The organism is Pseudomonas sp. E102 (assembly GCF_052660185.1).
Genome location: NZ_CP084025.1, coordinates 4,841,989 through 4,866,900 on the forward strand (window position 1 = coordinate 4,841,989; position 24,912 = coordinate 4,866,900).

A 24,912-nucleotide genomic window follows, 5' to 3' on the forward strand; every position below is an offset into this window, starting at 1 on the left:
TCGCGACAGATGCAAGCGGCATCGGCGCGACGGCGGGTTGGCTCGGCCAAAATCGCCGACCGGCATGGTAAGCTCGCGGCCTCATTTGCTGCCATTCAAGACCCCTGTGCCGCCTACAAATTCGATATTTCCTACACTCCAATGGCTGCCCCAACACCTGCTGTCGCCCCGCCCGGATGCGTGCGTCATGGACTGGCTGTTTGACGAAGGCTCCCTGACCCGGCGCCTGACCCGCCTGTCGGACGATCACTTCAGCGTGACGCCGCTGTTCGAAGGCTGGCAGCCGTTGCGCGCCGATGAGTGTGCCGCGCTGGACCTGGCCGAGGGCAGCGAGGGCTGGGTGCGCGAGGTGTACCTGCGCGGCCACGGCCAGCCTTGGGTGTTTGCCCGCAGCGTGGCGGCGCGCAGCGCGTTGCAGGGCGACGGCTTGCAGATGGACGAACTGGGCAGCCGCTCGTTGGGCGAGCTGCTGTTTTGTGACCAGGCGTTCCAGCGTCGGGCGATCGAGGTCTGCCACTACCCGAGCGAATGGTTGCCGGCAGAGGTTCGCGCCACCGCGTTGTGGGGCCGTCGTTCACGTTTTGATCGCGGCACGTTGAGCGTACTGGTGGCGGAGGTGTTTCTGCCGAGCCTGTGGACAGTCGCCCGCGCCTATTCGGAGAATTGCTGATGTACGTGCAACTGCTCAAATCCTTGAACCGCCTCAATCCGCGGGCCTGGGACTTCGTGCAACTGACGCGCATGGACAAGCCCATCGGTATTTATCTGCTGCTGTGGCCGACGTTGTGGGCGCTGTGGATCGCCGGTGAGGGTTCGCCATCCCTGGCCAACATCGTGATTTTTATTCTCGGCGTGGTACTGACCCGTGCCGGCGGCTGCGTGATCAACGACTGGGCCGACCGCAAGGTGGACGGCCACGTCAAGCGCACCGAACAGCGTCCATTGGTGAGCGGCAAGATCAGCTCCAGGGAAGCGCTGGTGTTCTTCGCGGTGTTGATGAGCGTGAGCTTCCTGCTGGTGCTGTGCACCAATGCGCCGACGATTCTGTTGTCCTTGGGCGGGTTGGCTTTGGCCTTCAGCTACCCGTTCATGAAGCGCTATACCTATTACCCCCAAGTGGTGCTGGGCGCGGCGTTTTCGTGGGGCATGCCGATGGCCTTCACCGCCGAAACCGGCCATCTGCCGGCGGCCGCCTGGTTGCTGTACATCGCCAACCTGCTGTGGACGGTGGGCTACGACACCTATTACGCCATGAGCGATCGGGACGATGATTTGAAAATAGGCGTGAAATCCACGGCGATCCTGTTCGGCGATGCCGACCGGGTGATCATCCTCACGCTGCAAGGCCTGGCCCTGGCTTGCCTGTTGCTGGCCGGGTCGACATTCAAGCTCGGTGGCTGGTTTCACCTGGGATTGGTGGCCGCTGCCGCGTGTTTCGCCTGGGAGTTCTGGTACACCCGCAGCAAGGATCGGATGCGCTGCTTCAAGGCGTTCTTGCACAACCATTGGGCCGGGTTGGCGATTTTCGTGGGGATTGTGCTGGACTATGGGTTGCGCTGAGGCGACTCGCTTATCCATAGAACCCGCCCAATGGCACTGGCCGCAATAGCAATCAACGAATACTGTATGCACATACAGCTTTCGGAGTATTGCCCATGTCCGCCCCTCTTCCGCCCCGTGGCCGCGGCACCGCCACCAATCCGCATAACCGTTTCGCCCCAAGCCGTTCGGTGGCCGAGGATGATGGCTGGTACAAGGAAGTACCGCCGACCCAGGGCACCGAAGTACGCATCGAAACCGCCAAGACCATCATCACCCGCAACACTTCCACCGACATCCCTTTCGATCGCTCGATCAACCCCTACCGAGGCTGCGAACACGGCTGCATCTATTGTTATGCCAGGCCCAGCCATGCCTACTGGGACATGTCGCCCGGGCTCGATTTCGAAACGAAGCTGATCGCCAAGACCAACGCCGCCGACGTGCTGGAGCAACAATTGGCCCGGCGCGGCTACCAGTGCGCGCCGATCGCCCTGGGTTCCAACACCGACCCCTACCAGCCGATCGAACGCGAGCAACGCATTACCCGGCGGATTCTCGAGGTGTTGCTGCGTCATCGGCACCCGGTGACCATCGTCACCAAAGGCTCGTTGATCCTGCGGGACCTGGACCTGTTGACCGAACTGGCCCAGCAACGCCTCGTACACGTGATGATCAGCCTCACCACGCTGGACGATGAGCTCAAGCGCATTCTCGAACCCCGCGCGGCCGCGCCCAGCGCACGGCTTCGGGCCATAAGGGTCATGCGCGAGGCGGGTATCAAGGTGGGGGTGCTGTGTGCGCCAATGATTCCGATGATCAACGACAGCGAGATCGAAAGCCTGCTGGCCGAAGCCCATGCCGCCGGCGCGCAGACCGCCGCTTATGTCATGTTGCGCCTGCCACTGGAAGTGGCGCCGCTGTTCGAGGAGTGGTTGCAGGCGCACTACCCGCAACGCGCCGCCCATGTGTTGAGCCTGGTGCGCCAGAGTCGCGGCGGTGAGCTGTACGACAGCCGGTTTGGCGTACGGATGCGCGGCGAAGGCCCGTTTGCCGATCTACTGGCGCAGCGTTTCGCTAAAACGATTAAGCGATTGGGAATGGATCGACGCGACGGTTACGATCTTGATTGCGATGCCTTCTGTCCGCCGGGGCGACAGATGTCATTGATTTAAATACAGTTCGCTTTAAATTGATCTTTGGAGATGGCGCGGCGTAAACATCCCTGGCGCTTTGTTTACGCCTCGTAATATGCGTTCTAGAGCCTTCCATTCAGTTTGAGTTAAGTTTCGGCCGCTACCTTGTTCATCGAGTGACTGACGGGTCGAGCCTTTCGACCTGGATGTTTTTTAACCAGCCACTGGCGTCTCAAAGAGGATGAATCATGAGTGACAAGGATAAACAGCCGTTGGCTGCGTCGGCTTCAGCCCAACCCCAGGCGGAAACCGCCGATGCAGCGCTGCAGCACATTGTTGACGGCTTTTTGCATTTCCATCACGAGATCTTTCCCCAGCAGGAAGAGCTCTTCAAGAAACTCGCCACCGCCCAGAAGCCCCGGGCGATGTTCATCACCTGCGCCGATTCGCGCATCGTGCCCGAGTTGATCACCCATAGCTCTCCTGGCGACCTGTTCGTGACCCGTAACGTCGGCAACGTCGTTCCGCCTTACGGCCAGATGAACGGCGGTGTTTCCACCGCCATCGAATACGCCGTGCTCGCCCTCGGCGTGCAGCACATCATCGTCTGCGGCCACTCCGATTGCGGCGCCATGCGTGCCGTGCTCAACCCCGATACCCTGGAAAAAATGCCGACGGTCAAGGCCTGGCTGCGCCACGCCGAAGTCGCCAAGACCATGGTCCATGACAACTGCCCGTGCGGTGACGAGAAGCAGACCATGCCCGTCCTCACCGAAGAGAACGTGATCGCGCAGTTGCAGCATTTGCGAACGCACCCCTCGGTGGCTTCTCGCATGGCCAGCGGCCAGTTGTTCATCCATGGCTGGGTGTACAACATCGAGACCAGCGAGATCAAAGCCTTTGACGCGGACCGGGGCTGTTTCCTGCCGCTCGATGGCAGCCATCCGATACCGGTGGCGACGCCCAAAGCGCGCTTCTAAAACCACTCCTAATCATCCTTGTATGGTTCAGCCTTACCGCTATTTAGGCGGTAGGGCCTCGCCATGCCTGAAGAAACTTCAGGAGAGTCGCCATGCGTGCTGCTCAATTAAAAGCTGTTCTGCCACGGGAGCTGTTGGCTTCGGTGGTTGTATTCCTCGTGGCGCTGCCCTTGTGCATGGGCATTGCCATCGCATCAGGCCTGCCACCGGCCAAGGGCCTGATTACCGGGATCATCGGTGGTTTGGTGGTGGGTTTTCTGGCGGGCTCCAAGCTGCAAGTCAGCGGTCCGGCCGCCGGGTTGGCGGTGTTGGTTTTCGAACTGGTGCGCCAGCATGGCGTGGCCATGCTCGGGCCGATCCTGTTGTTGGCCGGCCTTCTGCAACTGTTGGCCGGACGCTTTCGCCTCGGGTGCTGGTTCCGGGTCACCGCGCCTGCGGTGGTGTACGGCATGCTCGCCGGTATCGGCGTGCTGATCGTGTTGTCCCAGGTCCATGTGATGCTCGACGCAGCGCCCAAGCCTTCCGGCCTGGATAACCTCGCGGCATTCCCTGCGGCAGTCGCCCAGGCCTTGCCGTCGTTCGGCTGGCAGGCCGGCTTGCTGGGCCTTTCGACGATCTCGGTGATGTGGCTATGGGAAAAGTTCCGGCCCCATAGCCTGCGCTTCATTCCTGGCGCGCTGCTGGGCGTCGGCCTGGCAACCGTCGCGAGCCTGCTGCTGGCGTTGCAGGTCAAGCGCGTGGAAGTCCCGGAAAACATGGCCGAAGCCATTGACTGGCTGCGCCCGGCGGATCTGCTGAACCTGGCCGATCCAACGCTGCTGATCGCGGCCTTCGCGGTCGCCTTCATCGCCAGCGCCGAAACCCTGCTGTCGGCGGCCGCCGTGGACCGCATGCACAGCGGCGAACGGGCGGATTTCGACCGGGAATTGTCGGCGCAAGGTATCGGCAACATGCTCTGCGGCCTGCTCGGCGCCTTGCCCATGACCGGCGTGATCGTGCGCAGCTCGGCCAATGTCCAGGCCGGCGCAACCACGCGGATGTCGACGATCTTCCACGGCTTGTGGTTGCTGCTGTTCGTGCTGTTGCTGTCGAGCGTGCTGCAAAGCATTCCGGTGGCAAGCCTGGCGGGTGTGCTGGTCTATACCGGTTTCAAGCTGGTGGACATCAAGGCGTTCCGCAGCCTCGGTCGTTATGGGCGGATGCCCATGTTCACCTATGCCGCAACGGCACTGGCGATCATCTTCACCGACCTGTTGACCGGTGTACTGGTCGGTTTCGGCCTGACCCTGGTGAAGCTGGCCTGGAAAGCTTCGCGCCTGAAAATCAGCCTGATCGACCTGCCGCAGGAAGGCGAGATGGAACTGCGATTGGTGGGTGCGGCAACCTTCCTCAAGGTTCCGGCCTTGACCCAGGTACTGGGTACCATTCCCGAAGGCGCGACGGTGCATGTGCCGCTCAATAATCTGAGCTACATCGATCACTCGTGCCTGGAGTTGCTCGAAGAATGGGGCCGGGCGAACGCCAGCAAGGGTTCGAAGCTGCTGATTGAATCCCGCGGGCTCAAGCGCCGGTTGGAAGGGCGGTTGCGCACGACGGTGGGGGTTGGCGCAGCCTCTGCCTGACAGCTCACTCCCAAAGGAGCTGGGTGTAGGGCAGATAATTCTTGAAGACCACAAACTCCATGTGGGAGCGAGCTTGCTCGCGATCGCGGCGTGTCAGTCCACTACACTGTGGCTGACCCAATGCAATCGCGAGCAAGCTCGCTCCCACAGGGGAGTTATGTGTCCCCGACAGATCAAGCCGCCGGCTGATCCAGCTCCAGGCCCACGCCCAAGCGACGCGACATGCACGGCCAGCGCTTCCAGGCCGCGCCGGTCTCCGGGCTGCTGAGCTTCTCGCGATAGGCTTCCACCGACTCCAACGCAAACGTCTCGTCGTTGAGCATCTCATCGAACGTGTGATGCACCACTGCATCGAGCTGGTTGGCAAATGCCTCACCGATCAATTGGTGGGCGATCAGGTTGGCGACCGTCATGTCCAACGGAATCAGCGGCTGGCCGAAATGCTTGATGTAGAGGTCGTTCACCTCTTCGACGAACCGGTGCGCCAGATAGGCTTCGTCGAGCAGGCTGTTAAGCCCGACATGCCCGGCCGTGATGGTCGGTGGCTGGAGAAAATACTGCTCGGCAATTTTCAGTACGGGTTTGATTTGCGACTCGATACCCGCCTCCCTGGCAACGACATTGGCTGCATCCAGCAGGTCAGGCACTTCGTTGATGTAGGCGGCGACAAATCTTGCCAGGACGTCATTGGCGTTCGCATCCGGCAACTGAATGGCGGGGTGCAGCGTTGGTAACTGCGCCGTCAACTGACGGCTCAACAGGCCGGTCTCGGCCTCATGTTGCAGGGCTTTTTGGATCTGCTCGCGCAATGCGGCGGTGTTCATGACAACTCCAGGAAACAACAGGCAATGAAATAGGAATGACATAACTTAGCTGGCGCGCATTGACTCCTAAGACCTATTTTTCATAACCGCCCCTTTCCTGATACGTCGCCGTTATATCGGTTTGCCATCACTCAGTTCGCATCCTTCTCCATTCATGGGCTCTAGCGCAAGCCCCGGCTGTTTCAAACGATTTACGCCGTCGCGTTGCGAGGTTGCAGGTGCTGTCTATACTCGGGTTGGAATGGAGTTAGCTGATGACACCCGATTGCATGTGCAGCAAGGCGCGGCGAGTCAATTAAGCAGTCTGAAAAGCCGATCCCTTGCCGCAGGCGTTACGCCTACGGGATAACAAGAACGATAAGGGGAACCCGCAATGACGCGACATCCACACGTATGGATGGGCCTCCTGTTGTGGTCGATTTTCAGTCAGGCGCAAGCGGCCTGGACTGTGAATATGGCGCCTGGAGCGACACAGATCAGCAATGCAGTGTTCGACCTTCACATGACCATTTTCTGGATCTGTGTGGTCATCGGCATCATCGTCTTCGGCGCCATGTTCTGGTCGATGATGATGCACCGCCGCTCAACCGGCCAGAATGCCGCGCACTTCCACGAAAACACCCGCGTCGAAATCCTCTGGACCATCGTGCCCTTCCTGATCCTGGTTCTGATGGCGATCCCTGCCACAGCCACGCTGATCAAGATGTACGACTCCAGCGAGTCGGAGATCGACATCCAGGTCACCGGCTATCAATGGAAGTGGCACTACAAATACCTGGGCCAGGACGTCGAGTTCTTCAGCAACCTGGCGACCCCCGCCGAACAGATCAACAACCAGAGCGCCAAGGGCGAGCACTACCTGCTGGAAGTCGACAAGCCGCTGGTGCTGCCGGTCGATGCCAAGGTGCGCTTTCTGGTGACCTCCGCCGACGTGATCCACTCCTGGTGGGTGCCGGCCTTCGCGGTTAAGCGCGACGCTATTCCAGGGTTCGTCAACGAAGCCTGGACCCGCGTCGACAAGCCCGGCATCTATCGCGGCCAATGCGCCGAGTTGTGTGGCAAGGACCATGGCTTCATGCCGATCGTGGTAGAGGTCAAGAGCAAACCCGACTTCGAGAAATGGCTGGGCGAACGCAAGGCCGAAGCCGCGCAGCTTAAAGAGTTGACCAGCAAGGAGTGGACGCGCGAAGAACTCGTCGAGCGTGGCGACAAGGTCTACCACACCACATGCGTGGCATGTCACCAGGCCGAAGGCCAGGGCTTGCCGCCGATGTTCCCGGCGCTCAAGGGCTCGAAAATCGCCACCGGGCCAATCAAGGATCACTTGAACATCGTCTTCCATGGCAAACCCGGCACCTCCATGGCGGCGTTCGGCAAACAGTTGTCGGAAGTCGATATCGCGGCGGTCGTGACCTATGAACGCAACGCCTGGGGCAACAACAAGGGCGACATGGTCACGCCTAAAGAAGTGCTGGAACTCAAACAGGCGGAAAGCCAATGAGCCGGCCTGACGTCTGTTCCCGCAACCGGTCGGGGCGCGTTGCCCCGCGCCGTCCAGCCCATTGGTTCGAAGGAGAAAGGACATGAGTGCTGTGATCGATGACCACGGTCATGCCGACCACGCCCACGGCCCCGCCAAGGGCCTGATGCGCTGGGTGCTGACCACCAACCACAAGGACATCGGCACGCTGTACCTGTGGTTCGCGTTCTCCATGTTCCTATTGGGCGGCTCGTTCGCCATGGTGATCCGCGCCGAGCTGTTCCAGCCCGGTTTGCAGATCGTACAGCCGGAGTTCTTCAACCAGATGACCACCATGCATGGCCTGGTGATGGTCTTCGGCGCGGTGATGCCGGCCTTCGTCGGCCTTGCCAACTGGATGGTGCCGCTGATGATCGGCGCGCCGGACATGGCCCTGCCACGCATGAACAACTTCAGTTTCTGGCTGTTGCCGGCGGCGTTCCTGATGCTGGTCTCGACGCTGTTCACACCGGGGGGTGGGCCGAATTTCGGCTGGACATTCTATGCGCCGCTGTCCACCACCTATGCGCCGGAAAGCGTGACGTTTTTCATCTTCGCCATCCACCTGATGGGCATCAGCTCGATCATGGGCGCGATCAATGTGGTCGCCACCATCCTCAACCTGCGCGCCCCCGGCATGACCCTGATGAAAATGCCGCTGTTCGTCTGGACCTGGCTGATCACCGCGTTTTTGCTGATCGCAGTCATGCCGGTGCTGGCCGGCTGCGTGACGATGATGCTGATGGACATCCACTTCGGCACCAGCTTCTTCAGTGCCGCCGGCGGCGGTGACCCGGTGCTGTTCCAGCACGTGTTCTGGTTCTTCGGCCACCCCGAGGTGTACATCATGATCCTGCCGGCCTTCGGTGCCGTCAGCTCGATCATCCCGGCGTTCTCGCGCAAGCCATTGTTCGGCTACACCTCGATGGTCTACGCCACGGCCGCCATTGCGTTCCTGTCGTTCATCGTCTGGGCGCACCACATGTTCGTGGTCGGCATCCCGCTGGTGGGCGAGTTGTTCTTCATGTACGCGACCCTGTTGATCGCCGTGCCCACCGGGGTGAAGGTGTTCAACTGGGCCAGCACCATGTGGCAGGGCTCGCTGACCTTCGAGACGCCGATGCTGTTCGCCGTGGCGTTCGTGATCCTGTTTTCCATCGGCGGCTTCTCCGGGCTCATGCTCGCCATCGCCCCGGCGGACTTCCAGTACCAGGACACCTACTTTGTGGTCGCGCATTTCCACTACGTGCTGGTGCCCGGCGCGATCTTCGGGATTTTCGCCTCGGCGTACTACTGGCTGCCGAAATGGACCGGCCACATGTACGACGAAACCCTCGGCAAGCTGCACTTCTGGCTCTCGTTCATCGGCATGAACATGGCGTTCTTCCCGATGCACTTCGTGGGCCTGGCGGGCATGCCCCGGCGGATTCCCGATTACAACCTGCAGTTCGCCGACTTCAACATGGTTTCGTCCATCGGCGCGTTCATGTTCGGCACCACGCAGATCTTCTTCCTGTTCATCGTGATCAAGACCATCCGCGGCGGCGAGCCAGCCCCGGCCAAGCCGTGGGATGGCGCCGAAGGGCTGGAGTGGAGCGTGCCGTCGCCGGCGCCCTATCACACGTTTACTACGCCGCCGGAAGTGAAATAGATGACACCGGGGCCTTGTGTGGGAGCGAGCCTGCTCGCGATAGCGGTGTGTATGACACACCGAGTCGCCGCCATCGCGAGCAGGCTCGCTCCCACAGGGTTCTCGGGGAGGAGCGGGAACCATGGCTGATTCAATCTCGCTGAAGAAACTGGTCACCCGCCTGCTGCTGGTAGTGGTGGCCATGTTCATCTTCGGGTTTGCCCTGGTGCCGATCTACGACGTGATGTGCAAGGCGTTCGGCATCAACGGCAAGACCGGTGGGCAGTACGAAGGCGTGCAGACGGTGGATGAATCACGGCAAGTGCGGGTGCAGTTCCTGTCGACCAACGCGGTGGACATGGTCTGGGATTTCTACCCCAAGGGCGATCAATTGGTGGTCAAGCCGGGGGCAGTGAACGAAATGGTGTTCGTCGCCCACAATCCCACCGACCGGCCGATGAGCGCCCAGGCAGTTCCGAGCATCTCGCCGAGCACGGCGGCGGCGTATTTCCACAAGACCGAATGTTTTTGTTTTACCCAGCAAGTGCTGCAACCCGGCGAACGCATCGAGATGCCCATGCGCTTCATCGTCGACCGGGACATGCCCAAGGAAGTGAAGCATCTGACGCTGTCCTACACGCTGTTCGATATCACTGCTCGTCATCCTCCGGTGGCTCTAAACACTGACCGATAGCGTGCCCGATAAGGAGAACAATAAATGGCAACTCATGAGCACTATTACGTTCCGGCCCAGAGCAAATGGCCGATCATCGCCACGGTCGGGATGTTCGTCACGGTGTATGGGCTGGCGACCTGGTTCAACGACCTGAAGGCGGCACGCCCGGACTCCAACGGCCCGCTGATCTTTTTCGTCGGCGGCCTGTTGGTGGCCTACATGTTGTTCGGCTGGTTTGGCGCCGTCATCAAGGAAAGCCGCGCCGGGCTGTACAGCGCGCAGCTCGATCGCTCGTTTCGCTGGGGCATGAGCTGGTTCATCTTTTCCGAAGTGATGTTCTTCGTGGCGTTCTTCGGCGCGTTGTTTTACGTACGAGTGGTGTCGGCGCCCGGTCTGGCCGGTGAAGGCAGCAAGGGTTTGTCGGAGATGCTGTGGCCGAACTTCGAATACGTCTGGCCGTTGTTGAACAACCCGGATCCCAAACTCTTCCCACCGCCCAAGGACGTGATCAGCCCTTGGGGCTTGCCGCTGCTCAATACCATCCTGCTGGTCAGTTCCAGCGTCACCGTGACCATCGCCCACCACGCCCTGAAGAAAGGCCATCGCGGCGCATTGAAGGTGTGGCTGGCGATCACCGTGCTGCTGGGTTGCGCGTTCCTGGGCTTCCAGGCCGAGGAATACATCCACGCCTATAAAGAGCTGGGCCTGACGTTGGGCTCGGGGATCTACGGCGCGACGTTCTTCATGCTCACCGGTTTCCACGGCGCCCACGTCACCATCGGCACGATCATCCTGTTCGTGATGCTGATGCGCATCATGCGGGGGCACTTCGACAACGAGCATCAGTTCGGCTTCGAGGCCGCGAGCTGGTACTGGCACTTCGTCGATGTGGTGTGGATCGGCTTGTTCTTCTTCGTCTACATACTCTGAGGCAGCCATTATCAGGGCGACTCTTTACCAAGGAGCATGCGACACCAACTGGCCGCTGAAAAAGCCCCAGGCAATCAAGCCGACGGTCACAGCGGCCAAGGCCACGCGAATTGCCAGGGCGATGACCAGGCGATTGGAATCGCTTTGGTCCTTGACCAGAAAAAACAAGCCGCTGAACAGGCTGGCAACCGTGGCGATCAGCATCAGGGCGATGGCTGCTTTGAGCATTGGAAACACTCCGGGGGGACGCGATGCACGTGAGTATAGCTATCCCGTTCATTAGCCTTAGGGCGGCGCCATGAAAGGCTTCCGGCCGGGCATCGTGCCGTCACTCGTGGTGGCCGTGCTGGTGCCGGTGATGGTGTGCCTGGGGTTCTGGCAAATGAGCCGGGGCGAACAGAAACGTGTGCTCATGGACACTTATGCCGAGCGCCGCGTGGCCAAGCCGATGGACAGCGTCGAGCTTTCGGAAACGACGGATCCGGCCTTTCGACCGGTCAGCCTGCGTGGCCAATTCGACGCCGAGCACAGCCTGCTCCTGGACAACCGCCAGCACGACGGCAAGGTGGGCGTCGAACTGCTGCAGCCGTTCCTCGATCACGCCAGCGGGCTTTGGCTGCTGGTCAATCGTGGCTGGCTGCCCTGGCCGGATCGCCGCACCCCGCCAGTCTTCAGCACACCTGAACAGACTGTCGACCTTCAAGCCTGGGTCTACGTCGCACCCGGCGCCACGTTCCAACTTCACGCCGACCCGGCAAGCGCACCGTGGCCGCGGCTGGTCACCACCATCGAACCGCAGAAACTCTGGGCAGAACTGGACCGTGGCGGCTTCGCTTACGAACTAAGACAACAAAGCGGCCCCGGCGCCTACCAGACCGATTGGCCGGTGGTTGCCATGGGTCCGGAAAAACACCTCGGCTATGCCGTGCAGTGGTTCGCCATGGCGGCGGCGCTGTTCGGCCTTTTCCTCTATCTCGGATGGCACAACGCAGGGAGACACCATGGGAAGCACCATGAATCCAACCAACACGTCTGAAGCGCCCGATGCACGCAGCCGCCGCAAGGGCCGCGTGCAATTGCTGTTGATTGTGCTGGGCGTGATCGGCCCGATGATCCTCGCCACCGGCATGTACAAATTCCAGTTCTGGGTCCCCGACAGCCGCAGCTACCACGGCGAGTTGATCGGCAACGGCCAGTCTCGCGCCGACATCGGCGTGCAGGCCGACGAGCAGCGCTGGCAGATCCTGGTGACGGCCCCTCAAGAGTGCTCGGTGGACTGCCGCCAGTTGGTCTACCTGGCCCGGCAAGTGCAGATCGGCCTGGGCCGCGAAGCCGGCCGCGCCAGCCATGCCCTGGCCATCGCGCAACCCCTGGACAGCGCGTACGACGCCCAGCTGCAGCGCGAATATCCCCAGCTGCAACGCTACCCGCTGGATCTGCCTGCCTATCAGAAAGGCGCCCAGGGTTCCGGCGGCGCCCAGCTGTGGATCATCGATCCCCACAGCAACCTGGTGCTGCGCTACGACGCCCGGGTCAAGGGCAAGGATTTGCTCAACGACCTGCGGCACCTGCTGAAACTTTCGAACATCGGATGAGGACATCGACATGGCCAAGCCTGGATTTCGCCTCGCGCTGTTCGCCACGTTGCTGGCATTGATTGTCGTACTGTTAGGCGCCTACACCCGCCTGACTCACGCCGGCCTCGGTTGCCCCGACTGGCCGGGTTGCTACGGATTCATCAGCGTACCCAAGGGCGAAGCCCAACTGGCCCATGCCGAATTGCATTTCCCCGACGCCCCGGTTGAGGCCCATAAAGGCTGGAACGAGATGGTCCACCGGTATTTCGCCGGTGCATTGGCGCTGATGATTGCCGCGCTGGCCGCCCGGGCCTGGACGAACCGTCGTCACCCTGGCTTGCCATTGAAATTGCCACTGTTTCTCCTCGCCGTTGTGTTCGCGCAAGCGGCGTTCGGCATGTGGACCGTGACGTTGAAGCTCTGGCCTCAAGTCGTCACCGGTCATCTGCTGGGCGGGTTCGCGACGTTGAGCCTGTTGTTTCTGCTTACCCTGAGATTGTCCGGCGTGTTGCCGGCGCTGACCGTGCCCAAGCGCCTGCAACATTGGGCCACGGCCGGGCTGCTGCTGGTGATCGGCCAGATCGCCTTGGGCGGCTGGGTCAGTTCCAACTACGCCGCGGTGGCCTGCATCGACTTCCCCACCTGCCATGGTGAATGGATGCCGCCCGCCGATTTCGCCAACGGCTTTCACCTGACCCAGCACATCGGCCCGAACTACCTGGGCGGGCAACTGGACAGCGACGCCCGTACCGCCATCCATGTGACCCATCGCATCGGCGCGTTACTGGTGACTGTGGTGCTGCTTGGGCTGGCTTGGCAACTGAAGACGGTGGGCATGACCCGACTGGCGGGGCTGGTCCTCACCGCGCTGGTCGCGCAAATTACATTAGGTATAAGCAACGTCGTGTTTCATCTGCCGCTGCCGGTGGCCGTGGCCCACAACGCCGGGGGCGCCGCCCTGCTGCTGACCCTGGTGCTGGTCAATTATCACGCCCGCACCAGCCTGGTCCGGGTACGGCACCACGTCCCGCTGCGCTGGCGCTTCAATCCGCCTGAACACGGCGTCGCCCCCATTACGATTAAAGGAGAGATGCCATGGCAACCTTGACCGGTGAACGCCACAGCCAGGCGATCTGGCGCGATTACCTGGAGCTGACCAAGCCCAAAGTGGTGGTATTGATGCTGATCACCTCGCTGGTCGGCATGTTTCTCGCGACCCGCGCCGGAGTGCCGTGGACGGTCCTTGTATTCGGCAACCTGGGCATCGCGCTGTGCGCAGGTGGCGCGGCCGCGGTGAACCACGTGGTGGATCGGCGTATCGACGCGGTGATGGCCCGCACCCATAAGCGGCCGCTGGCCGAAGGGCGGGTCTCGCCCGCCGCTGCACTGACTTTCGCCCTGGCGCTGGCCGTCGCCGGGCAAGCCATGTTGCTGATCTTTACCAACCCACTGACCGCCTGGCTGACCCTCGCCTCGCTCCTCGGTTACGCCGTGATCTACACCGGCTTCCTCAAGCGGGCAACGCCGCAGAACATCGTCATCGGCGGCCTCGCCGGCGCCGCTCCGCCGCTGCTGGGCTGGGTGGCGGCCACCGGACACGTCAGCGCCGAACCGCTGTTGCTGGTGTTGATCATCTTCGCCTGGACGCCGCCGCACTTCTGGGCCCTGGCGATTCATCGCAAGGAGGAATACGCCAAGGCCGACATTCCGATGCTGCCGGTGACACACGGCGAGCACTACACCAAGATCCACATCCTGCTGTACACCTTGGTGCTGCTGGCGGTGAGCCTGATGCCATTCGTGATCCAGATGAGCGGGCTGATCTACCTGGTTTGTGCGCTCGTGCTGGGTGCCCGGTTTCTGCAATGGGCCGTGGTGTTGTACCGTGGCAGTCGGCCGCACGCGGCGATCAATACGTTCAAGTACTCTATCTGGTACTTGTTCATGCTGTTCATCGCCCTGCTCGTTGATCACTACTTACTGTTGAGCCTATGACTCGAACCCAGAAAACCGTCTTCATCCTCGCGGCCGTGATCGCACTGATCCTCGGCCTGACCATCAACAAGGTGCTGTCCAGCAAAGGCCAGGGTGACCCGACCGCATTGATCGACGCCGGCATCATCCTGCTGCCGCAAAGCCGCAACCTGCCGGATGTGAAAATGACCGACCAGGACGGCCAGCCCGTGGCGATGGATGGGCTGAAAGACAAGTGGAGCCTGCTGTTCTTCGGCTACACCTTCTGCCCGGACATCTGCCCAACCACCCTCGCCCAACTGCGCCAGATCAAAAGCGAACTGCCGCCCGAGGCTGTGGCCAAGTTGCAGGTCGTATTAGTGAGCGTCGACCCGAACCGCGACACCCCCAAGCAACTCAAGCAATACCTGGGTTACTTCGATCCGCAATTCAAAGGCTTGACCGCTTCATCGGTGGAAGACCTGCAGAAACTGGCGAATGCGGTGAGCATCCCGTTCATCCCGGCGGACACCAGCAAACCCAACTACACCGTCGATCACAGCGGCAACCTTGCCGTAATTGGACCGGACGGCAAGCAACGCGGGTTTATTCGGGCGCCGTTGAATAATCAGAAGTTGGTGGCGCAGTTGCCTGAGATGCTCAAGCGCAAATGAAGCCAAGGCGAGGCCACTTGCTTCCTGATAATGCATCTCCCCGTGGCGAGGGAGCTTGCTCCCGCTCGGTTGCGCAGCGACCGCAAAACCGAACGATGCGGTTGCCTGAGGGAATGCAGGGGCCTGCTGCGCAGGCCAGCGGGAGCAAGCTCCCTCGCCACAGGGGTTAGTGTCGATCCGAACATCCAGCCCAACGCCACGTACTGTGGGAGCGGGCTTGCTCGCGAAAGCGGCGGGTCAGCTTGCATCAATATTGAATGTGACACCCTCCTCGCGAGCAAGCTCGCTCCCACACCGGGCGGCGGTGAACAGAGTATCTGCAACAGCCTCAATCCCCTGCGGGAGCGAGCCTGCTCGCGATGACGCCAGCCCAGACACCGCCCGTGGCGAGGGAGCTTGCTCCCGCTCGGCCGGTCCGACGTCTCGGGCGCAGCAGTCGCAAAACCAGACGATGCGGTTTACCTGAAGAAATGCCGAAATCTGTGGGAGCAAAGCTTGCTCGCGATTGGGGCAGGTCTGTCGATACAGGTTTGGCTGGTCTCCACTATCCGAGCAAGCTTTGCTCCCATGGATGTCGCCAGGGACGCTCCACGTTCCGCTTCTGATCAGAAATCAATAGTCCCCGAAAACTTCACCAACCGCGGATCACCCTGCGAAAGATAGCCGCCGTTCGCCGAGGCCCAGTAGTTCTTGTCGGCAATGTTTTCCACATTGACGCGCAACGTCAGGTCTTTCTCTACGAATTTCATCTTATAACGTGCGCCAGCATCGAAACGGTTCCAGGTAGGCAAGCTCAGATTATTAGCCTGATCAGCGTACTGCCCGCCAGTGCGCAACATTCTGGCGCTGAGCGCGGCGCCTTCAATGCCTGGGACATCCCAATCCACGCTGGCATTGAGCTGGAACGTTGGCACGCCAATGGCGTGGTTGCCATCGTTGAAACCGCCCGCAGTGTTTTTGAGTTCGGACGTCATTCGGGTGCCGCCGGCCATCAACCGGAGACCTTCGATGGGCTCACCGAATACGCTGATCTCCAACCCTTTATTGACCTGCTCACCGTCACGCACATAGAGGTTCTGCGCGTTGTCGACGTAGCCATCGGAAGGTTTCTCGATACGGAAAACACCCACGTTGGCACCGAAGGTTTGCATGTCCAGCTTGATGCCCGCTTCCAACTGTTTTGTGCGTCCCGGGGGAAAGGCTTGGCCCAGGTTGGTGATGCCTGAACCGGACGCCACTGGCCCTTTTGCAAGGCCTTCGATTCGGTTGGCGTAGAGCGACACGCTCTCCACAGGCTTATAGACAATGCCGTAGACAGGCGTGGTAACGGCTTCATCGTAGAGCGTGCTACGGCTGCCGTCGTTTGCTGGATTGGCTACACCGTTTGAGGTGGTGCCATCGTACTTATAGTTTTCGACACGCAACTGCTGACGACGGACACCATAAGTGACCAGCAATTTGTCATCGAACAAGCCCAACGTGTCGGAAATCGCTAGGCTACGGTTGCGGGTTTTGCCGGTCACCCCGGGATCGCCCATTTCACCGCCGGTGCTGGACACCGCGGTCGGCTTGGGTAGCGTTGGGGTGTCGTAGAGATTGCTGTTGCCGGTAACGGGACGATAGAAAGTGTAGGCGTTTTCCTGCTCGGTCCAGATCGTTGAGCCGCCGATCGCAACCTGGTGGGAAACAGGTCCCGTGTTGAAGCGCCCGTTCAGCCCGCCACTAAACGATGTGTTGTCTTCGTTGTGTGGAATTTCTGAGCCACCGATCGTCGCGACACCGTTATTGCCGACCAGCGTCGGTGTGGCGTATACCCCAGTTTCTCGGGTGTGCTTTACACCGCCAGCCAGGTAGGCGGTCCAGTTTTCGTTCAAGTCCCAATCGCCACGAACCATGCCGAAGGTGTCTTCGGTTTCGGAGTAAGTCCAGTCCTGTCCATAATTGTGACTCGCATCCGGAGCCGTGGGAATGCGCGTGGCGTTGCCGATGTTCACAGAGTTACGCAGTCCATTGATACGCTGTTTCTGGTAGCCGAAATCGGTGGAAACGCGGAAGTCATCACCTCGATAGTCCAAGCCAGCAACGAACAACTTTGTGCGCTGATCCTGGTTGTCGATCGCTGTTTCACCTTCGCGCTGGCTCAGGTTCAACCTGGCGCCAAACCGATTGTCCTCGCCGAACCGCTGCCCGATATCCAAATGCTCGCCCATGCGGCCATCGGTGCTGATGTCCTGCGTATAGCGACGAGTCGGGACATCCTCCGCGCGCTTGGGCTGCAAATTGACACCGCCCCCAAGACCCGAACCCGTCGGGCTGACGCCGTTGATGAACGCGTTGGGCCCCTTGAACACCTCGACGCGCTCAATCGCATCCGTCGACAGAATTTGGCGCGGTAAAACACCGTACAGCCCGTTGTAGGAAATGTCGTCGCTAGCAAGCGGCAGGCCTCGAATCACGAACACCTGGGATTGGTTACCAAACCCATAGGACTGACGCACCGACGGATCATTGAGCAGCACATCACCCACGTCTTCCGCTTGCTGATCTTCAATCAACTGCGAGGTGTAACTGGTCATCACGAACGGGACATCCATGTTGTCCTGATTGCCCAGCACCCCCATCTGGCCTCCCCTCGCCACCTGCCCCCCCGCATAGGGCGCCGATAACGTGTTGGAATTGGTTTTAATCGCATCGGCAGTAACGTCGGTCACGCCCAATTCAATAGGCGCTGCCGCCTGGGCAAGAAAACTGACTGAGCAGCACGCAGCGAGCAACGTAAGGCGAGATGGAAATAGCATGAGTGAGTACCTGCGGGGAAACGGCCAATGCCGCTAATGCTAATGATTCGCAGATAGATTATCCATACCAACTGACACGATGCTATAAAGATCTGGAAGCGGTTCTGTCGGCATCAAGCGCCTTAATCGCCACAGGGACTGGCTACCAGGAAGGGGAAATTTGCTCTCACTTCCACACGAGGGGGGATGTGTCGAACCGAACACCGAGCCCAACGCCGCCCACTGTGGGAGCAAGCCCGCAAAAAGCGCCGACCGCTGTCGCTCGGCGCAACTGCGACATGACGTTCCCCGCCGTAATCACCGCTACGGGCGACATTGGGCAGTTGCTCGCGGCCAGCGCCTCTGCGACCCAGGTATTGCAGGTATAAAACAGCGAATAGTGACCCTCGGCCTGGTAGAACCGGCTCTCTCCATACAGGCCAGGCCCGAGCACCACCAAGGTGCCCGTCGCTGAGCGGGTGAAGGTCCCGGCCACGAACGCTAGCAGTCGTCGGTAGCCGTCCTCCGTCACCCGCACCTCGATGACCTCGCTTGCGGCGAAACGCCGCCTCGGGTCCCCGTCAATCTTGACCGCATGCAGCACGGTTGCCGTCGACCCGAACAAGGCTCCCAGGGCGAGGCTCAAGGTGGCTTGTGGGGCTCGGTAGAAATCCTCGTCACCCCAGCCGAACTCAACGAAGTCGCCTTCGCTGAATGCTTCGACCAGTGCGGGAAGCACTTGAAGCAGATCGGAGCGTGCAATCACCAACCCAGTATGCAGGCCATGATTCACCACATAGAAGGACCGCCAACCGCCACCCTCGCCCCTCGGCGGGTCCGACGCGCTAGCGCAGCCGAACAGCGTGAGGACCAGGGCCAACACTGCAATGCGCATACACAGGGACCACTTAAGGGAACGGATTTATTACCTGATATTAATCCATCCGCCATCCCCCCTCAGCCAACCTCCTCAAACCGCCGCCGCTTCATGAACAATCCCATCCCTATCACCACGGCAAAAACCGACAGCAACCCCAGATCAAACCCCAACACACGAGTCTGACCTGCCACAAAGCAGCCAACCACACCCGCCGCCACCAACACCACGCCTAGCCACTTGCGCAGCAGATACGGTTTGAGGAATCGATCAAGCAGAAAGGACAACACCAAGGCAATGACCAATTGAGTAATTTCGGACATGTATGTCTCCGGTCAGGTCTTGGTGATCAGTATCGAGAGGGTGCGTTGGGGGCCGATGCCGCCGTTAACCTGCGCCTCTATGCTGACCAGTACGTCGCCCGCATGGTAGGTGGGTAGAGTTTGATTGGTATACGTGCGCACACCTACCCCTACAGATGCCGCCACGTAAGGGGGGCCTGTAGTGGTCTAATGAAACCGGACACCCATTTAGGCGAGAATGCTCGCCAGATCGAGGTGTCCGATGACCAAACAACGCCGCTCCTTTACTCCTGAATTCAAACGCGAGGCTGCCGACCTCGTGCTCAAACAAAACTACAGCTACATCGAAGCCAGCCGTTCACTCGGTATTGGCGAGTCAGCGTTGCGCCGCTGGGTTGACCAGGTTCAGAAAGAGCGCCAAGGCGTCACTCCGCAGAGCAAGGCGCTGACCCCAGAGCAGCAGAAAATTCAGGAACTGGAAGCCCGGATCGCCCGGCTTGAGCGAGAAAAATCCATACTAAAAAAGGCTACCGCGCTCTTGATGTCGGAAGATCACGAGCGTTTGCGCTGATTGATTAGTTGAGTGCCCATGAGCCGATTGATTGGCTGTGCAAGCTGTTTGAAGTCACCCGCTCGTGCTACTACGCGCAGCGCCTGCGGCGCAGCACGCCCGATGTTGAACGGCTTCGATTGCGTAGCCGAGTCAGTGAGCTGTTCTCGCAAAGTCGCAGTGCTGCGGGCAGTCGCAGCATCCTTTCACTGATGCGTGAAGACGGTGAACAGCTTGGTCGATTCAAAGTGCGCAGCTTGATGCGCGAGCTTGCTTTAGTCAGTAAACAACCTGGCTCCCACGCTTACAAACGAGCCACAGTAGAACGACTCGATATCCCGAACACATTGAACCGCGAGTTTGATGTGCCAGCCCCCAATCAAGTCTGGTGCGGCGATATCACCTACATTTGGGCGCAAGGAAAGTGGCATTACCTGGCTGTCGTCCTGGATCTTTGTACGCGTCGGATCGTGGGTTGGGCGCTGTCGGAAAGCCAGACGCGGAACTGGTGATCAAGGCGCTGGATATGGCCTACGAGCAGCGTGGCAGGCCTTCGGATCTGATATTCCACTCGGACCAGGGATCGCAATATGCAAGCCGACTCTTTCGCCAGCGATTGTGGCGATACCGCGTGCATCAGAGCATGAGTCGACGAGGAAACTGCTGGGATAACGCACCGATGGAGCGCGTATTCCGCAGCTTGAAAACGGAATGGATACCGACCTTGGGCTATCGAACTGCACAGGAAGCACAACGTGATATCAGCCATTTTTTGATGCATCGCTACAACTGGATTCGGCCCCACCAATTCAACGATGGGTTGCCGCCAGCGCGGGCCGAGGAAAAACTTAACGTCGTGTCCGGGATTAGTTGACCACTACACATCGGCTGCCTGCTTTGGCCGACGGCGCAGGGTCATTGGAAAAGTGGACAGGTTTATTTTCCGTAGATTTCCCCTTCAATACCATTCACATGGATGCTTGCTCCTGCTTCTCCACCTTCTGTGGGTCAAGCCAGGACCTAACCACCGCACCTCCAAGCCACGCATCCTCGCGCCTTTGCCTACAACTGCATCAGAATCCGCCGGCTTTGCAGCCTTGCCCTCGGGCTCTATCGTTTCCTTCCACTGGCCGATCCGGTATCGATGACGCTCAGGCACGCTAGGAACCCTTGAAAGTCATTGGCCGGGGAAGTGGGAGGAGGTCCACTCTCTTATCCGTGAAGGACGCTAACGTGGCCTAGCTCGGACAGAAAAGCACCGCTATCCACTCTCGTACACTGCCAAGTCTACGACCTTAATACCTGTAGCAAAAAGGAGATTTACATCGCCATGGAAATCCAGGAAACCAAGCAACGTCTGGCCCGCCCCGCCGTGAAGCTCATTGCCGGCGGCTTTCGTCCTGCCGGCACCGATGAAGAAAGCTGGCTGGGCAATGTCTTCCTGTTTCGACCGGATGAAGAGATGCCCACTAATCAGGCGGGGCAACAGTTGCTCCCATATGCGCAGTTTTACCTGCCCGCCCTGCCTATCAAGAGCCCTCTGCTAGCAGGGGTTCGTGTGCTGACGGTGTTCATTTCAAACCCGTTCCCCGAGCACTTTGAGCCGATGGGAAATAATTGGGTCATCCGCGAGTATGGACCGGATGATGTGTTGGTACGCAAGTCTCTGCCGGTGGCAGATACATTCCTCAAACCCTTCCCACTGACGGCGCTAGCGGTGCCGGAGGACTTTCCATTGTGGGATGGCGGTGGTGTCCCCGAAGTCCTTGAGCAAGCAATCCTCACGCTGGAGCGCGCGGGCAAGATCCAGAGCTATTACGACTTGGTCACCCACACCTACGAACACAAGATCGGCGGTTACCCCTCGTTTTGCCAGTCGGGTGTTGATCCGGGTGAAGGCTTCGAGTTTGTGTTCCAGATCTCATCGGACTCGAAGATCAATCTGAACGTGGTCGACAGTGGGAGCCTGATGTTCTGGAAGCACAACAAAACTGGGGAGTGGGCGCTTTATTACGACTTTTACTAGGGACAGGGGGAAGATACGATTGTGAGACAGTCCGATTACGGGTGAGCCCAAATCGTGGCCTGCCCCCTGGTTTCCTCCCCTCACCACACACTGCTGGCCTTCATTCCTGGCGGCGCATGAACTCTGCAAAAAGGGGAACTGTAAAATTCAGATATCCGTGATCGGTGCTGTAGATCATTCCCTTGGAAATGATGTTGGCCCGAGTCGGTCCCAGCGATGATTGAGGACGTCCCATCGCCTTCGCAATATCAGCGATGGCATAAGGGCCGTTGCCGAGCTCGGACATGGTCTTCACGAACTGCACTTCAGAAGGTGTAAGCCGATCAATACGGACCCTGAAGAAACCGGCATCAAGAGAGGCTAATGTTTCGGAATAGGAATGGTCGACATCATCAAGCGTAATTTCAGGCCCCTCGGCGATGTTCCATGCCGTGGATGCCCACTCTTGAAGAAAGAACGGATAGCCCTGCGTCCGATCAACAATGCTGTCCAGCGCTGCAGCGTCGATAGAAGCCTCCTCCTCCAAGATCGGCTTTTGAACGGCTTGAGTCGCAGATGGTTGATCAAGCGCCCCCACCTCTGGGTAAAGGAAAAGCCGCTCGGCATATGACTTCGCCTCACCCGCCAGCCGAGCCACTTGCGGAAGACCTGCACCGACCAGCAGAACCGGAAGCCCTTCTTGCGACATGCGATGGATAGAGACAATCAGTGCCGATAGATCTGCTTCGGTGAGGTATTGGACTTCATCAATGAGAAGAATCCAGCCTTTGCCGGCGGCCTGTGCCGCTTCACCTATCACAGTAAAAAGGTCTGGAAGATCGTATTGAAGATTTCCGCTATCCGCGAGTCCAGGCTCAGGCTCGACACCAATCTCAATACCTCCAACATCGATCTTGAAGATTGATGCAAAGCTGCGGAGTCCTTTCAGCCCACGATTAGCAATTTGCTTGGCGGCCTCAACGCTGGAAAGCGCGCGCATGACCTTTCGCATTTCAGGATAAAGAAGACGTGCAAGGCTTTCGCGTTCTGGCGACTCTACCTTGGAAACGAGAAGACCTTCTTCCTTGGCAATTCTTCCTATTTCATTCAACAGGACCGTCTTGCCCGTGCCTCTTAAGCCAAGGAGCATGATGGAACGAGCACTTCGTCCGTGGAGGGCTCGTCCACAGGCAATTCTTGCTGCCTCAAGAATCAAGTCGCGTCCCGCCAATTCAGGGGGCCTGCTGCCCGCGCCTGGCGCAAACGGATTACGGTAGGGATCCATGCTGACCTCACAGACTAGCAAATTCTATAGAAAGATAGCCGAAGCTAGCTCAACTAACTATCTTTAGCTATAGATCGCTAGCGTTTTATAGAGTCGGATTTATTTCTGATTATTTATGAGTGCTTCGCACTCAAGCGGGAGCAAGCTCCCTCGCCACAAAAGCAGTTTTGTGTGAAGTCAGGGCTGGCGATCCAGCTTCTTGAGGAACACGGTCATTTCTTTTTCGGCCTGTTTGTCGCCATGGGCGCGGGCGGCTTCCAGGCCTTGTTCCCAGGCTTGGCGGGCTGCGGCGGCGTCGCCTTGGCCTTGGTGGGCCTTGCCCAGTAGTTTCCAGGCTGCGGAATACTTGGGGTCGAATTCGACGCAGCGTTGGAGGTGTTCGGCGGCGCGGGGGAATTCGCCTAGGTCTAGGTAGCCTTTGCCGAGGCCGAAGCGGAGAAGGGAGTTGTCCACGCCCTTGGCGAGCATTTTTTCCAGGGAGTCGAGCATGGGGGCCGTCCTTATCGGTGTGTCAGGGGTTGATCAGTGGCTGTTAGATAGCTATCGCGAGCAAGCTCGCTCCCACAGTGGATCTCGGTCGATCACAATATTTGTGAACGACAGCGAGCCTTTGTGGGAGCGAGCCTGCTCGCGATGAGGCCATGACTGCCACTGCACAGCCTGGATCAGAAGAAGCTCAACCCCACATGGAACAGCTTCTCCACATCGCGAATGTGCTTCTTATCCACCAGGAACAGGATCACATGGTCGCCGGTCTGGATCACGGTGTCGTCGTGGGCGATGAGCACTTCTTCGTCGCGGATGATGGCGCCGATGGTGGTGCCGGGCGGTAGGCCGATGTCGCGGATGGCTTTGCCGATGACTTTGCTGGATTTGGCGTCGCCGTGGGCGATGGCTTCGATGGCTTCGGCCGCGCCGCGGCGCAGGGAGTGGACGCTGACGATGTCGCCGCGGCGTACGTGGGCGAGCAAGGTGCCGATGGTTGCCAGTTGCGGGCTGATGGCGATGTCGATGTCGCCGCCCTGGATCAGGTCGACGTAGGCCGGGTTGTTGATGATGGTCATGACCTTCCTGGCCCCCAGGCGCTTGGCCAGGAGCGAGGACATGATGTTGGCTTCGTCGTCGTTGGTCAGGGCCAGGAAGATGTCGGCGTCGGCGATGTTTTCTTCCAGCAGCAGGTCGCGGTCGGAGGCGCTGCCCTGCAGCACCACGGTGCTGTCGAGGGTGTCGGAGAGGTAGCGGCAGCGTGCCGGGTTCATCTCGATGATCTTGACCTGGTAGCGGCTTTCGATGGCTTCGGCCAGGCGTTCGCCGATCTGGCCGCCGCCGGCGATGACGATGCGTTTGTAGTTTTCGTCGAGGCGGCGCATTTCGCTCATGACCGCGCGAATATTCGCTTTGGCGGCGATGAAGAAGACTTCGTCATCGGCTTCGATCACGGTGTCGCCCTGGGGCAGGATCGGCCGGTCACGGCGGAAAATCGCTGCCACGCGGGTCTCGACATTGGGCATGTGCTCGCGCAATTGGCGCAGTTGCTGGCCCACCAGCGGTCCGCCGTAGTAGGCCTTGACCGCCACCAGTTGCGCCTTGCTCTCGGCAAAATCGATCACTTGCAGGGCGCCGGGGTGTTCGATCAGGCGCTTGATGTAGTTGGTCACCACCTGCTCGGGGCTGATCAGCACGTCCACCGGGATCGCTTCGTTGTCGAACAGGTCGGCGCGGGTCAGGTAGGCCCCTTCGCGCACCCGGGCGATTTTGGTCGGGGTGTGAAACAACGTGTGGGCGACCTGGCAGGCGACCATGTTGGTTTCGTCGCTGTTGGTCACCGCCACCAGCATGTCGGCGTCGTCGGCGCCGGCCTGGCGCAATACCGTCGGCAAGGAGCCGCGCCCTTGTACCGTACGAATGTCGAGACGGTCGCCGAGGTCGCGCAGGCGTTCGCCGTCGGTGTCGACCACGGTGATGTCGTTGGCCTCGCTGGCCAGGTGTTCCGCCAGCGAACCGCCAACCTGCCCTGCACCCAGGATGATGATTTTCATCCAGTCACTCCTATCGA

At 59.8% G+C, this 24,912-nt stretch carries 23 protein-coding genes and 1 pseudogene; 16 read left to right on the forward strand and 8 right to left on the reverse strand.

Going from position 1 to position 24,912, the window contains the following annotated elements; translation table 11 throughout:
• Window positions 1-106: 106 nt before the first annotated feature.
• The 5 genes from DOCECA_RS21850 (at window position 107) to DOCECA_RS21870 (ending at window position 5,277) form a co-directional block, all read left to right on the forward strand.
• Entirely contained in the window at window positions 107-670 is a 564-nt protein-coding gene (locus tag DOCECA_RS21850; RefSeq protein ID WP_445571067.1) for a chorismate--pyruvate lyase family protein, read from the forward strand.
• Window positions 670-1,560, forward strand: a complete 891-nt coding sequence (ubiA, locus tag DOCECA_RS21855) for a 4-hydroxybenzoate octaprenyltransferase (protein WP_445571068.1) — start codon at window positions 670-672, stop codon at window positions 1,558-1,560. Before DOCECA_RS21850 ends, ubiA begins: the two co-directional genes overlap by 1 nt.
• A 95-nt stretch (window positions 1,561-1,655) precedes the next feature.
• Window positions 1,656-2,714 (forward strand): PA0069 family radical SAM protein, encoded by a 1,059-nt coding sequence (locus tag DOCECA_RS21860; RefSeq protein WP_445571069.1) that lies wholly within the window; start codon window positions 1,656-1,658, stop codon window positions 2,712-2,714.
• A 209-nt stretch (window positions 2,715-2,923) separates the two neighbouring features.
• A complete protein-coding gene (locus DOCECA_RS21865) occupies window positions 2,924-3,655 on the forward strand; it encodes a carbonic anhydrase (protein WP_420765976.1) in 732 nt (243 codons plus the stop codon).
• Between the two features lie 92 nt (window positions 3,656-3,747).
• Complete coding sequence (locus DOCECA_RS21870; protein WP_445571070.1) at window positions 3,748-5,277, forward strand: SulP family inorganic anion transporter; 1,530 nt, start codon at window positions 3,748-3,750, stop codon at window positions 5,275-5,277.
• Between the two features lie 173 nt (window positions 5,278-5,450).
• Here DOCECA_RS21870 and DOCECA_RS21875 read toward each other — a convergent pair whose 3' ends face one another.
• Window positions 5,451-6,101 (reverse strand): hypothetical protein, encoded by a 651-nt coding sequence (locus tag DOCECA_RS21875; protein ID WP_445571071.1) that lies wholly within the window; start codon window positions 6,099-6,101, stop codon window positions 5,451-5,453.
• A 373-nt stretch (window positions 6,102-6,474) separates the two neighbouring features.
• Here DOCECA_RS21875 and coxB point away from each other — a divergent pair, with 373 nt between their 5' ends.
• The 4 genes from coxB to DOCECA_RS21895 all read left to right on the forward strand — a co-directional run bounded on the left by coxB (window position 6,475) and on the right by DOCECA_RS21895 (window position 10,856).
• Complete coding sequence (coxB, locus tag DOCECA_RS21880; protein WP_445571072.1) at window positions 6,475-7,602, forward strand: cytochrome c oxidase subunit II; 1,128 nt, start codon at window positions 6,475-6,477, stop codon at window positions 7,600-7,602.
• Window positions 7,603-7,684: 82 nt separating this feature from the next.
• Window positions 7,685-9,271, forward strand: coding sequence for a cytochrome c oxidase subunit I (gene ctaD / locus DOCECA_RS21885; protein ID WP_420765980.1), 1,587 nt, complete (start codon window positions 7,685-7,687; stop codon window positions 9,269-9,271).
• A gap of 121 nt (window positions 9,272-9,392) precedes the next feature.
• Window positions 9,393-9,944, forward strand: coding sequence for a cytochrome c oxidase assembly protein (locus DOCECA_RS21890; protein WP_420765981.1), 552 nt, complete (start codon window positions 9,393-9,395; stop codon window positions 9,942-9,944).
• Window positions 9,945-9,968: 24 nt separating this feature from the next.
• Window positions 9,969-10,856, forward strand: a complete 888-nt coding sequence (locus DOCECA_RS21895) for a cytochrome c oxidase subunit 3 (RefSeq protein ID WP_420765982.1) — start codon at window positions 9,969-9,971, stop codon at window positions 10,854-10,856.
• A 24-nt stretch (window positions 10,857-10,880) separates the two neighbouring features.
• Here DOCECA_RS21895 and DOCECA_RS21900 read toward each other — a convergent pair whose 3' ends face one another.
• On the reverse strand, window positions 10,881-11,084 hold the full coding sequence (locus DOCECA_RS21900; protein ID WP_420765983.1) for a twin transmembrane helix small protein: 204 nt from the start codon (window positions 11,082-11,084) through the stop codon (window positions 10,881-10,883).
• 70 nt (window positions 11,085-11,154) lie between these two features.
• On the opposite strand from DOCECA_RS21900, the gene DOCECA_RS21905 reads away from it, so the two are divergent.
• Genes DOCECA_RS21905 through DOCECA_RS21925 form a run of 5 tightly spaced genes read left to right on the forward strand, consistent with a single transcriptional unit; the run spans window position 11,155 to window position 15,060 of the window.
• Window positions 11,155-11,892, forward strand: a complete 738-nt coding sequence (locus DOCECA_RS21905; RefSeq protein WP_434649422.1) for an SURF1 family protein — start codon at window positions 11,155-11,157, stop codon at window positions 11,890-11,892.
• Complete coding sequence (locus DOCECA_RS21910) at window positions 11,858-12,451, forward strand: hypothetical protein (RefSeq protein ID WP_434649424.1); 594 nt, start codon at window positions 11,858-11,860, stop codon at window positions 12,449-12,451. The genes DOCECA_RS21905 and DOCECA_RS21910 overlap by 35 nt, the downstream gene beginning before the upstream one ends.
• A 10-nt stretch (window positions 12,452-12,461) precedes the next feature.
• Window positions 12,462-13,541 (forward strand): COX15/CtaA family protein, encoded by a 1,080-nt coding sequence (locus DOCECA_RS21915; protein WP_420765986.1) that lies wholly within the window; start codon window positions 12,462-12,464, stop codon window positions 13,539-13,541.
• Complete coding sequence (gene cyoE, locus DOCECA_RS21920; protein ID WP_434649426.1) at window positions 13,529-14,428, forward strand: heme o synthase; 900 nt, start codon at window positions 13,529-13,531, stop codon at window positions 14,426-14,428. Before DOCECA_RS21915 ends, cyoE begins: the two co-directional genes overlap by 13 nt.
• Window positions 14,425-15,060, forward strand: coding sequence for an SCO family protein (locus tag DOCECA_RS21925; protein WP_434561406.1), 636 nt, complete (start codon window positions 14,425-14,427; stop codon window positions 15,058-15,060). Before cyoE ends, DOCECA_RS21925 begins: the two co-directional genes overlap by 4 nt.
• Window positions 15,061-15,665: 605 nt before the next feature.
• On the opposite strand, the gene DOCECA_RS21930 is transcribed toward DOCECA_RS21925, so the two are convergent.
• From DOCECA_RS21930 to DOCECA_RS21940, 3 genes are all read right to left on the reverse strand, one after another.
• Window positions 15,666-17,858 carry a TonB-dependent receptor gene (locus tag DOCECA_RS21930; RefSeq protein ID WP_445571073.1) on the reverse strand — a complete coding sequence of 731 codons (2,193 nt, stop codon included), beginning with the start codon at window positions 17,856-17,858 and terminating at the stop codon, window positions 15,666-15,668.
• Between the two features lie 166 nt (window positions 17,859-18,024).
• Entirely contained in the window at window positions 18,025-18,732 is a 708-nt protein-coding gene (locus DOCECA_RS21935; RefSeq protein WP_434561410.1) for a DUF2459 domain-containing protein, read from the reverse strand.
• A 62-nt stretch (window positions 18,733-18,794) separates the two neighbouring features.
• Window positions 18,795-19,037 (reverse strand): hypothetical protein, encoded by a 243-nt coding sequence (locus DOCECA_RS21940; protein WP_445571074.1) that lies wholly within the window; start codon window positions 19,035-19,037, stop codon window positions 18,795-18,797.
• A gap of 241 nt (window positions 19,038-19,278) precedes the next feature.
• Here DOCECA_RS21940 and DOCECA_RS21945 point away from each other — a divergent pair.
• Both DOCECA_RS21945 and DOCECA_RS21950 read left to right on the forward strand, forming a co-directional pair.
• A pseudogene (locus tag DOCECA_RS21945) lies at window positions 19,279-20,440 on the forward strand (IS3 family transposase).
• A gap of 456 nt (window positions 20,441-20,896) precedes the next feature.
• Window positions 20,897-21,592 carry a DUF1963 domain-containing protein gene (locus DOCECA_RS21950; RefSeq protein WP_445571075.1) on the forward strand — a complete coding sequence of 232 codons (696 nt, stop codon included), beginning with the start codon at window positions 20,897-20,899 and terminating at the stop codon, window positions 21,590-21,592.
• A gap of 100 nt (window positions 21,593-21,692) precedes the next feature.
• Here the strand turns inward: DOCECA_RS21950 and DOCECA_RS21955 are convergent, their stop codons facing one another.
• From DOCECA_RS21955 to trkA, 3 genes are all read right to left on the reverse strand, one after another.
• Entirely contained in the window at window positions 21,693-22,856 is a 1,164-nt protein-coding gene (locus tag DOCECA_RS21955) for an ATP-binding protein (RefSeq protein ID WP_445571076.1), read from the reverse strand.
• A gap of 177 nt (window positions 22,857-23,033) precedes the next feature.
• Window positions 23,034-23,345, reverse strand: coding sequence for a tetratricopeptide repeat protein (locus DOCECA_RS21960; RefSeq protein WP_445571077.1), 312 nt, complete (start codon window positions 23,343-23,345; stop codon window positions 23,034-23,036).
• Between the two features lie 176 nt (window positions 23,346-23,521).
• The gene (gene trkA / locus DOCECA_RS21965) at window positions 23,522-24,895 is read right to left on the reverse strand and encodes a Trk system potassium transporter TrkA (protein WP_420765993.1); all 1,374 of its coding nucleotides are present in this window, start codon (window positions 24,893-24,895) and stop codon (window positions 23,522-23,524) included.
• Window positions 24,896-24,912: the final 17 nt, after the last annotated feature.

Bases quoted from the DNA above. Each gene is read 5' to 3' on its own strand.
- DOCECA_RS21910 (WP_434649424.1), top strand. From the start codon at position 11,858: ATGGGAAGCACCATGAATCCAACCAACACGTCTGAAGCGCCCGATGCA.
- coxB (WP_445571072.1), top strand. From the start codon at position 6,475: ATGACGCGACATCCACACGTATGGATGGGCCTCCTGTTGTGGTCGATT.
- DOCECA_RS21935 (WP_434561410.1), bottom strand. From the start codon at position 18,732: ATGCGCATTGCAGTGTTGGCCCTGGTCCTCACGCTGTTCGGCTGCGCT.
- ubiA (WP_445571068.1), top strand. From the start codon at position 670: ATGTACGTGCAACTGCTCAAATCCTTGAACCGCCTCAATCCGCGGGCC.
- cyoE (WP_434649426.1), top strand. From the start codon at position 13,529: ATGGCAACCTTGACCGGTGAACGCCACAGCCAGGCGATCTGGCGCGAT.
- trkA (WP_420765993.1), bottom strand. From the start codon at position 24,895: ATGAAAATCATCATCCTGGGTGCAGGGCAGGTTGGCGGTTCGCTGGCG.
- DOCECA_RS21860 (WP_445571069.1), top strand. From the start codon at position 1,656: ATGTCCGCCCCTCTTCCGCCCCGTGGCCGCGGCACCGCCACCAATCCG.
- DOCECA_RS21955 (WP_445571076.1), bottom strand. From the start codon at position 22,856: ATGGATCCCTACCGTAATCCGTTTGCGCCAGGCGCGGGCAGCAGGCCC.
- ctaD (WP_420765980.1), top strand. From the start codon at position 7,685: ATGAGTGCTGTGATCGATGACCACGGTCATGCCGACCACGCCCACGGC.
- DOCECA_RS21940 (WP_445571074.1), bottom strand. From the start codon at position 19,037: ATGTCCGAAATTACTCAATTGGTCATTGCCTTGGTGTTGTCCTTTCTG.
- DOCECA_RS21870 (WP_445571070.1), top strand. From the start codon at position 3,748: ATGCGTGCTGCTCAATTAAAAGCTGTTCTGCCACGGGAGCTGTTGGCT.
- DOCECA_RS21890 (WP_420765981.1), top strand. From the start codon at position 9,393: ATGGCTGATTCAATCTCGCTGAAGAAACTGGTCACCCGCCTGCTGCTG.
- DOCECA_RS21915 (WP_420765986.1), top strand. From the start codon at position 12,462: ATGGCCAAGCCTGGATTTCGCCTCGCGCTGTTCGCCACGTTGCTGGCA.
- DOCECA_RS21930 (WP_445571073.1), bottom strand. From the start codon at position 17,858: ATGCTATTTCCATCTCGCCTTACGTTGCTCGCTGCGTGCTGCTCAGTC.
- DOCECA_RS21895 (WP_420765982.1), top strand. From the start codon at position 9,969: ATGGCAACTCATGAGCACTATTACGTTCCGGCCCAGAGCAAATGGCCG.
- DOCECA_RS21925 (WP_434561406.1), top strand. From the start codon at position 14,425: ATGACTCGAACCCAGAAAACCGTCTTCATCCTCGCGGCCGTGATCGCA.
- DOCECA_RS21865 (WP_420765976.1), top strand. From the start codon at position 2,924: ATGAGTGACAAGGATAAACAGCCGTTGGCTGCGTCGGCTTCAGCCCAA.
- DOCECA_RS21905 (WP_434649422.1), top strand. From the start codon at position 11,155: ATGAAAGGCTTCCGGCCGGGCATCGTGCCGTCACTCGTGGTGGCCGTG.
- DOCECA_RS21950 (WP_445571075.1), top strand. From the start codon at position 20,897: ATGGAAATCCAGGAAACCAAGCAACGTCTGGCCCGCCCCGCCGTGAAG.
- DOCECA_RS21960 (WP_445571077.1), bottom strand. From the start codon at position 23,345: ATGCTCGACTCCCTGGAAAAAATGCTCGCCAAGGGCGTGGACAACTCC.
- DOCECA_RS21900 (WP_420765983.1), bottom strand. From the start codon at position 11,084: ATGCTCAAAGCAGCCATCGCCCTGATGCTGATCGCCACGGTTGCCAGC.
- DOCECA_RS21875 (WP_445571071.1), bottom strand. From the start codon at position 6,101: ATGAACACCGCCGCATTGCGCGAGCAGATCCAAAAAGCCCTGCAACAT.